The organism is Desulfonatronospira sp. (genome assembly GCA_003563255.1).
In the GTDB taxonomy this organism is placed as follows: domain Bacteria; phylum Desulfobacterota; class Desulfovibrionia; order Desulfovibrionales; family Desulfonatronovibrionaceae; genus Desulfonatronospira.
Window position 1 is genome coordinate 1 of the sequence record PWSL01000212.1, and the last position, 7,886, is coordinate 7,886.

At 49.6% G+C, this 7,886-nt stretch carries 7 protein-coding genes; all 7 read left to right on the top strand.

Translation table 11 applies throughout. The features are described 5' to 3' along the window. Nucleotides 1-1,758: DUF262 domain-containing protein (locus tag QZP87_RS06215; protein WP_291322059.1), on the top strand; the 1,758-nt coding region annotated here is incomplete at its 5' end. Between the two features lie 644 nt (nt 1,759-2,402). After that, complete coding sequence (locus QZP87_RS06220) at nt 2,403-3,206, top strand: hypothetical protein (RefSeq protein WP_291322060.1); 804 nt, start codon at nt 2,403-2,405, stop codon at nt 3,204-3,206. Nucleotides 3,207-3,567: 361 nt separating this feature from the next. Beyond that, complete coding sequence (locus QZP87_RS06225) at nt 3,568-3,897, top strand: hypothetical protein (RefSeq protein ID WP_291322061.1); 330 nt, start codon at nt 3,568-3,570, stop codon at nt 3,895-3,897. Between the two features lie 20 nt (nt 3,898-3,917). Further along, nucleotides 3,918-4,493 carry a hypothetical protein gene (locus QZP87_RS06230; RefSeq protein ID WP_291322062.1) on the top strand — a complete coding sequence of 192 codons (576 nt, stop codon included), beginning with the start codon at nt 3,918-3,920 and terminating at the stop codon, nt 4,491-4,493. 295 nt (nt 4,494-4,788) lie between these two features. After that, a complete protein-coding gene (locus QZP87_RS06235; protein ID WP_291322063.1) occupies nt 4,789-5,841 on the top strand; it encodes an endonuclease NucS domain-containing protein in 1,053 nt (350 codons plus the stop codon). Nucleotides 5,842-6,490: 649 nt separating this feature from the next. Further along, the gene (locus tag QZP87_RS06240) at nt 6,491-7,504 is read left to right on the top strand and encodes a phospholipase D family protein (RefSeq protein ID WP_291322064.1); all 1,014 of its coding nucleotides are present in this window, start codon (nt 6,491-6,493) and stop codon (nt 7,502-7,504) included. 173 nt (nt 7,505-7,677) lie between these two features. Then, nucleotides 7,678-7,886: hypothetical protein (locus QZP87_RS06245; protein WP_291322065.1), on the top strand; the 209-nt coding region annotated here is incomplete at its 3' end.

Here is a 7,886-nt window from a genome sequence, read left to right on the forward strand (position 1 = left end):
AGTCAGGTGCTGGCTGACGTGCGCAGCGATAAGATCGCCATCCCCGAACTGCAGCGCCCGTTTGTCTGGAAAACGTGGCAGGTTCGCGACCTGATGGACTCCCTGTACAACGGCTATCCAGTGGGTTACTTGATCACCTGGCAATCAGTCGGGGCGAAACTCAAGGGTGGTGAAGTAGCCGCGCATCAGCAGATTTTGATCGATGGTCAACAGAGGGTGACCGCTCTGCGCGCCGCGATTGCCGGGCAGCCCGTCGTAGGTAACCGTTATCAGAAAAAGCGGATCTCCATCTCGTTTAATCCTCTAACCGAGGAATTCGCCACGCAAACCCCCGCGATCCGCAAGAGCAGCCAGTGGATCCACGACATCAGCGAATTCTATTCCGGCACCAGCCAACTGACCTTCCTGCGTCATTATTTCAAGAAAAATCCGGATGCCGATGAGGGCAAGGTCGAGACCTCGGTAACAAAACTTGCGGCAATCGAGCACGCCCAGGTTGGGGTCATTTCGCTGGCGGATGACCTGGACGTCGAGACAGTGGCCGAGATATTCGTTCGCATCAATGCCAAGGGCGTACCGCTTTCAAGCGCGGATTTCGTCATGAGCAAGATTGCCACCTATGGGGATGAAGGGAGAAATCTGCGCAAACTGATCGACTACTTCTGCCATTTGGCCGTTGCGGGACACGCCTTTGCAGACATCGAAGAAAACGACAAGGAGTTCGCCTCTACGGAACATCTTCAAAAGATCGAGTGGCTGAAAAATCAATCAGATGAAATATTCCAGCCCCAATACACCGATGTGATCCGGATCGCCGGCCTGGTTGGGTTCAGACGAGGCAGGGCAGGTGCCATTGTAAGCGAGCTTTCCGGCCTGGACCCGGAAACCCGAAAAATAGATGAATCACGGATTCCGAGTGCCTATCAGCGATTTGGGAACGCCCTAGATCAACTGGTCAGAAAAAACCACCTGCAAAATTTCGTGATGATGATCAAGTCCGCCGGGTTCATAGACGCCAGCATGATTGGATCAAAAAACGCTTTGAACTTCGCTTACGCGCTATACCTCTTGCTACGTCAAAACAACGAGCTGTCCGAGGGGCAACGGGCCAGAATCATTAAACGCTGGTTTGTGCTCACCCTGCTGTCGGGCAGGGCTGTCGGAGGTTTTGAAGCGACCTGGGAGACCGATCTGAGACGGATACGTGAAGCTGGGGCCGAGCGTTACCTGGGGATGCTCGAAGAATCCGAACTCGGTGATGGATTTTGGAATGTCGCCCTGCCTCAGGAACTCAACACGCCCAGCAAGCGCAACCCGGCTTTCCAGACCTACCTGGCGGCACGTGTGTACACTGGGGGCCGCGGGTTTCTGTCCAAGTCGATCAATGTAGCCCTGATGATCGAAGGTCACGGTGACCTGCATCATATCGTGCCCAAAAATCATCTCATCAAGAATGGATTTCCCAAGCAGGACGACTACAACCAGGTCGCGAACTTTGCCCTTACCGAGACGCCGATCAATATTGCGATCAAGGATCATCCGCCAAAGGAATACATGGCCTGGGTTGATGATCAGATTTCCACCGGCGAACTGCGGCTTGGCGAGATAACGGATAAAGCGGACCTGGATGCTAATCTGGCGGAAAATGCGATTCCTGATTTTATCGGGGAGGTCACCGCCGGAAATTACCGGGAGTTTCTGGAAGAACGGCGAAAATTGATGGCTGCACTGATTCGGAGATACTACGAGGCGTTATGAATGAGACACGATAATGCATGCCTAACCCACAAGCATAGAGTTGACCAGAAAGCCGTGAATAGAGGCGTTGGTGAGAGATGAGCATGGTGGATCTCTATCCATTGTTCATGAAGCCCGGTGTGCCTGGCAGGGAGTATTGGCAAAGCTTTTTTGAGGATGTTTCAGGAGGGAGGAAAGATTACCGTCAGGTCCGTACAGTGAGCCGGTTGGAGATCATTTTTCTCTGCCTTTGGAAAAATCCGGTTGGAACCGGGCACAGATTGCAGATTTATTGTCCATTTTTCCATATAAATTTGCCTGAGTTCCAAAATCCGGCCTGGCACGGGAGCACCAGCTTGATAAAAGCCAGCAGACTACCACAGCCGACAATCTGGACAAAAGCATAGCAGAAAGTGATGGTTTATATTGGTATTCTGCATATCCCATTTCACAAATATTGTAGAAAATTTCAATCAAACGATTATTTTTTCAATCAGCCGGACAAGAACACAGAAGAATTTGCTGATTGGAGGTGCCAATTTGTCGCCTCCAATTCGGACAAGATGGGACAAAAGGTTAATTGACACCAATAAGGACCGTTGTTATCTGAAAATGTAGTTGGTTGATATTCCATTCCAGATATAAATACCCCCGGAATCCTTTTCATGAACAAATCCAGAATACATAAGCTTCTGCAATACGCTCTGGCTGAGGCTTCTCAAAACGAGAATTGGGACCAGAGAGAACTTGGGCCTATTCATCTAATTAAATATGTCTATCTAGCTGATCTTGCCTATGCAGAAGTGCATGGCGGTGAAACTTACACCGGTATACCTTGGCGTTTCCATAAATTTGGACCATGGTGCGAAGACGTTTTCTTGGAAATCGACACGGCTTTGGCGGCCATAGGTGCAGAGCAAAAGCAGATCTCCGGACAATATCAGGATGATTATTTCCGCTGGCGCAATACCGACCTTGAGCTTGCTGACCGTCTCCAGGGCGATCTGAACTTTTTGCCTGCCCTGACCATCAAGGATGCTGTTCGAAGATTCGGCAGCGACACAGCAGGATTGCTGGATTATGTTTACAGAACCGAGCCCATGCTGCGGGCCGCACCCGGGGAAGAACTGGATTTCAGTAGCTTCCAGAAATTGCACAGGGATCCTGAAGAAGATGAACTGGACATATCCCGACCCTTTTCCCAAGGGCAACAAAAGCGCAGAAATAAAAAGATTGCCGAATTGAAGGAAGAGTTGCAAAAACGTTTTCAGAAAAAACAGGACAGGATAAAGCATCAGGAACGAGATTCTACACAGCCGCCTTCAAGATACGACGAAGTATATCATGAAGGAGTGGCCTGGCTTGATTCCCTGGCCTGCGAAGAGATACCTGAGAGTAGTTTTACCGCCTCTATTCATCCTGATTTATGGAAGTCCAGGGCTCGCCATGATCCCGACCTATCCGAATAACACCCCGCAAGAGCTTATCTCTCCCTGGTGGGTGGAAAATCAAGCGCCGGGTTTAAGGCCCGGCATGCTATTATGGGCTTTTATACCCCATGTGGACCAGGTTCCCAAGGCCTTGGTCCCCAAAGGTAGGGCAGAGGCAACCGAACATAATCTGGTTGATTGTGAAATTGTTCCAGTCAATACAGATCGGTTATTTCAAAGAGCCAGGCTTCCGGTTGCGGGCCTCCCTATCTTCAACAGGGAGATATTGGCTGTATATAGAGCTAAGCGACGGCCCGTGCTCTTGCTCGTCCCGCCATATGAAGACAATTCTCAAAAATTAAGTCCGGGAAAGCCGAAACGACTTGTCAGGCCCACAGCCTTGGTTGCTCCGTACTATGGCGTGGACCAGGGTACCGGCAAACGCGCGGGATATCCTCAAAAGCTGGTTAACCGGATAAAACAGTGCGAGTATCCCAGATTTATCTGGGACAAGCTGCCGCTGGACGGGGTAGATGAATCCGTTTTACGTTTGGACCATCTGATGCCCATGAGCACTCACCATATCGCTTTTCAACCGACTCATTTTGAACTGTCTGAAAAAGCACTTGCTGTAGTTTTGGAGTGGATTGAGTGGTATGTAACCGGAATCATACCTGGAGGAGACGATGCCATGCTTCCAGTAATCAGAAAAATGCTGATGGATGAATAAGTTAGGCCAGCAGAGACACTATGATGCAATCAGAAGACACCACTCTCAGTGTTCCAAGGTTCCTGTCGTTTATCGACCTTGCGTATCTTCTGGAAGCAATTAAAGTGGCCGATGAACATCTGGCAGCAAAGATTCCAGGTGTTGGGACGAATGATGCGAGAAACGTGACTGGCAATTTGAACGCAACCAGGCAAAGCCTGATGAGAGCCGTCTTCATCGCTTCTTATGCAACTATCGAACAGAATCTTGATGAGCTTGTGCTCATGGAGCGAGAAAAGCGCAACGTGGCACTGTCGCCTTCTGATTTGAAAGACCGTGGAGTCGCAAGATCTTTGACGTATGCAATCAAGGTGTTAGGAAAGGACATTGACAAAAATGCTAGCCACTGGAAAGACCTATTAATTCTCCAAGATGTAAGGAACCATCTTGCCCATTATGGGCCGAGCTTCGCCGATTCAAAGGATCACGACACCCGGTTCAGAAAGTTTTCTAACTTTGAGTATGTCACGCTCAGACCAGTTATTTGTTTTACCATCGAACAGATTGAAAGAATTTTCGACCTGTATATGACTTGTATTGATGACTTCAGTAAATGATAAAGGAAGTATCCCACGTTAGGGGGGCGTTTGAAAAGGAATAATGGTTGATTTCAAAACTGCTAAATGCCATGGACCTGCGTCGAGAAACCAAATTTTGAGGGAGCGTAATGGACGTGTACACAAACGCGTAATGCTCCTACCATGATCCGCGAATACCGGGTGAGGTGATCCGCCAAATGGATCTGATTATCATAGTGTGAACAAAGGTAGCTGTTGACCAACTCACTTTCTTAAATGCACTGTTTTTACCGGGAAGCAGAAAAAGGCCTGCTTCTAGTCCGAGAGAAAGAAGATGAGAGTGTTCAGTATTCAGCCTGACGGCAGGTTCAAGGAGTTCGTGCAAACTCCCTTTCAGGTGGAGCACGAGGAAAAAATCCTGGAGGACTGGCTGGAATCCAGCCCGGATGGTATTATTGAGGACGGAAAAGTTCTGATTATCGGTCGGCAGGTGAGCACCAGTCTCGGTGGGTTCATCGACCTTCTCGGGCTGGACCGCGGAGGGGACCTGGTAGTGGTGGAGCTAAAAAGGGACAAGACTCCCAGGGATACAATCGCCCAGCTGCTGGAATATGCCTCTTTTGCCGAACGTCTGGATTCCGCTCAGCTTGAAGATATTCTCAGGTCCTATCTTAACGACGAGTCCCTGAACCTGGCAGAGCATCACAGGGAATATTTCGGGCTGAGCCCGGAGGAGGCAGTGGCCTTCAACAAGGATCAGCGCATTGTTATAGTGGGACAACGCATTACCCCGGAGATCAGACAAACCTCGGCCTTCTTGCGCTCTAAAGGCATCAGGATAACCTGTGTGGAGTTCACATTTTTTCAGTCTGAAGGAGGGAAAAGACTCCTTTCTCAAGAAATTGTAGTCGGGAGGGAATCCGAAAGACCCTCTCAAGTAAGCTCCGGCTCTTTGCCCGTGGTCACTGAAGAGGAATTTCTGGCCTCCCTTGATGATAATGGTCGCCCCGTTTTCAGCAGCATTCTTGAACTGGCCCGTAACAAATCCATGCCTATTCACTGGGGTACCAAAGGTTTTTCTCTCAATGTGGATATTGATGGAACCCGGGTTGCCATCTGCTTTGTCTATCCGCCGGATTCGGTCTACAAGCAGACCCTGCGCACCACCCTCCGCGACCGGGGAGGGGTTGAAAAAAAGACCGCTGTACCTGAAGAAGCCATCCAGGCACTGCGAAAACAGGCTGAAGACACCGGTCTTTTCGTCCCTGCAGGGCGGGATCTCAAGTGCCACATTACCTGGATGCTGACTGATAAAGAAATTGAATCCCTGGTTTATTGGTGCGAAACCGTGGAAAAAACAGTCAAGAAATATGGTTTAAAACATTAATACGTGACATGCGACCGCTCCCGAGGCAATGGTCTTTCAAATGAAGTACTCCCCTGCGAAGCAGGGCGTTTGCCGCGCCTTTGAAGCAGTAAGCCCGGATTAAAGGGTAAAAAACGCCCCCAAGAAACAACCGTGGACAACAAATCCTGCAATCCTTTTGGCGGCCCAAGGCTATTCGCCCTGGCAGGGCTGATTGACTTGTATTTTAGGCGTTGGTAATAATTCAGGAAAAGTAAAACCACCGGGCCTTAGCTCATGATCTTGCCGTGAAAAGTAGCTTCTCCCTTGCCCCAAAGCCCGCAAACCCCTGCTAATTGAAAATTTCAATCAAGATTTGAAATGTGCTGAATGAACCACGGCTGTATGCAGACTATCCTGCGAAGGCTTTGGTCAAGTGCCATGACTACTTGGTACTCAATCTGACTCTCTGCCTGCTGATGGAATCTTGGTTTAAAAGGGTCTTAAAGCTGTTTTCCAGATCTGGAGGCTATTTTTCATGTTAACCTTAACTGTATAAATATTTATCATGATATCAATATAGAATTCTTAAAAAACAAATTTGTAATTGCCCAGCTTAAAGCTTGTTGGTAGTTATCAGGAAACAACATACAAACTGGTTAGATCCATTAACAGAAATGGGGAAGTGGCAATGTTCGTGTTTGGGGATGAATACACTCGCTTAGTTCGCGAGTTTGTTTCTGCGCCAAGGCCGGTGGATGTAGCGGTAGCATTTCTGGGTGCGGACGCCGAACGCCTATTGAGCAACTCTACGGGTGGACGAGTGATATGCAACTTGGAGAGCGGAGCGACAAATCCGGCAGTTGTCAAGACACTCTTGGAAAACCGATCTTTCGAGGTTAGAACCCTGTCAAGCCTGCACGCAAAAGTGATCTTGTCAGGGGGGCGTGTCTTGACTGGGTCAGCCAATATTTCTGCTAACGGCCTGGGGCTGGAGAGTGCGGAAGCCGCTCGCTGGTATGAGGCAGGTATCTTCAGCGAAGATCCCACTGTAGTAGAGACGGCCGGTGCCTGGTTCAGGGACCTTTGGCAAAAAGCGGTTAGCATCGGGGTTGAGGATCTGCTTGCTGCAGAAATGCGTTGGAAGGCGCGAAGATCTACGAGGCCTTCGGGTGCTAGCCCTAGGTCTGACACAGGTCTGTTCGCCCATATATTGTCAAACCCTGAGTTCGTGCTAGACCGTCCAATACACCTCGCAGTGTATCGTGAGCATGCGAGCGTTGAGGCTGATAATGCATTTTTGCGCTGGAAGAAGAGCGAAGGTGTAGCTGAGGATGGAGCGCTGGAATTCTACGAAGGCTGGCCTGAGCTGCCGAACAACGCTTACCTGGTAGATATCCATTGTGGGCCAAAGGGTGGGATTAGCTCAGGTGGTTTTTATTGGACGGGTCCTGAAAAAATAACAAAGGAATTCAATTATAGAGGGGCTGGAAAGGGCGAGCTAAGGATTGTCTTTAAGCAGAGCACCTATGACGGTATGCAGATAAAACGTAAAGAGCTGGATCGATTCCTCGGTTTGGTCGCCCCTGTTGTTCGGGCCATGTGCTTCGAAAATTCTGCTGCCGACGAAGAGACGGCTTTTTGTGTCCCGCTAGGGTCTATTATTGCCTCTGTAGAGGGTCATGGAGTCCCTGCTGAAGCCTAAGAGGTGGGGCACGCCTGGGAGGTCGTCCACCATGATCTAACTTGAACCCGACCGTCTTTTCCGCGCCCTTTGGGCGCTCCAAAGCCGTCGGGTTAAGCCGACGTTATACAACCAAACATACAGAACTTCATCACGATATACAACCACATCAAATCAAACCAAAGGCACATTCCATGACTTCAAGCAAGAAGGGCGGGAGGAAGAAGGAGATTGAATCCTACCGGCATGAGGACAAGGAGCGGGTGAATAATCCGCCTGTGGGCCTGGTGACTCCGGATACTGACCAGGACAGCGGCAAGAAGAGCTATGCTTATGATCCCCATCTGGACCCGCAGCTGGTCTGGGCCGGGAAGGCCGAACATACTTCCTTTGAAGTACCCAC